The sequence below is a fragment of the Desulforhabdus sp. TSK genome, assembly GCF_022836495.1.
Lineage (GTDB): Bacteria > Desulfobacterota > Syntrophobacteria > Syntrophobacterales > Syntrophobacteraceae > Desulforhabdus.
Genome location: NZ_BQXM01000090.1, coordinates 1 through 1,133, shown reverse-complemented (window position 1 = coordinate 1,133; position 1,133 = coordinate 1). Strand labels below are relative to the sequence as shown.

The 1,133-nt window shown below is 59.8% G+C and carries 1 pseudogene; it reads left to right on the top strand.

Going from position 1 to position 1,133, the window contains the following annotated elements:
• A pseudogene (locus MWC30_RS21600) lies at positions 1-1,133 on the top strand (transposase); the annotation flags it as partial.

Genomic DNA, 1,133 nt, shown 5'->3' with positions numbered 1-1,133 from the left:
ACTCGCCGCAAGAAGATTCTTACCCTGCTTGGACCCTTCATCGCCCACGAGACGGTGGCTCAATGTGAGCTTTGCTCGCGCACCTTCCCCTCCGATCCCTTGCTCCGGTTGGTCGGGCCGCGGTGCAATGTGGCTTTTGACGTCCTGGTCTTCGTGGGAGAGGCCCTTTTTCGGCGCCATCGCAATACCCGGGAGGTCCGCTGCGAGTTGATTGCCCGCAATGTCCGGCTCTCTATCTCGGAGATCGAGTACCTGGGGCGCAAGTTCGTCATAAACCTGGCTGCGGCGCATCGGAGGGCAACACCTCGCATTCGCCGGGCGATGGAGCTCTCCGGCGGCTACATCCTCCACCTCGATGCCATGCACGAAGGAGAAGCACCGGCCCTGATGAGCGGAATGGACAGCTTGCGCAAGTTCGTACTCGGAAACGTCAAGCTGCCAAGCGAGCACGCCGACCATATTGCTCCCTTTCTCCAAAAGCTCAAAGCCGACTACGGATCTCCGATAGCCTGCGTTCACGACATGGGCTCCGGCATCCTCAAAGCTGTTGCCCAGGTCTTTCCGGGCATACGCGATTTCATCTGCCATTTCCACTTTCTGCGTGACCTTGGCAAGGACTTCCTTGAACCCTCTTATGCGCTGATTCGAAGCCAGTTGAGAAGCCATGGCACGGCTTCCCGCCTGCACGCATTGCTGCGGGAAACCCGCCAGTCTCTTGGCGAGCACGCCTCCAAGAGCGATCTCCTGGCAAAAACCTTTAAAGATGGCGCCGTCTCGGAGGATAGCAACCTTGCGGCCCTGGCCGCCACCTATTCTCTAACACTCTGGGTCCTGCACGGGAAGCACAGCGGAGACGGCTACGGCTTTCCTTTCGACCGTCCGCTCCTCGACTTCGCCGAACGATTGCTCGATCTCTACCGGCGTCTCCCGCAACTCCTCGATTCGATCTTAGACCACGACGAGCCCGATGAGCAGCAGGCCATCTGGAAGCTTGCATTGGAAGTATCCCACGTCGGCAACGACTCGGTGCTTTGCCGGGCGGTAGAGGAGCTTCGCCGACGCTCTTCGCTCTTTGACCGGCTGCGCAAGGCCATGCGCATCGCACCTCCTCACGGCGCCAATGGCCTCAACGA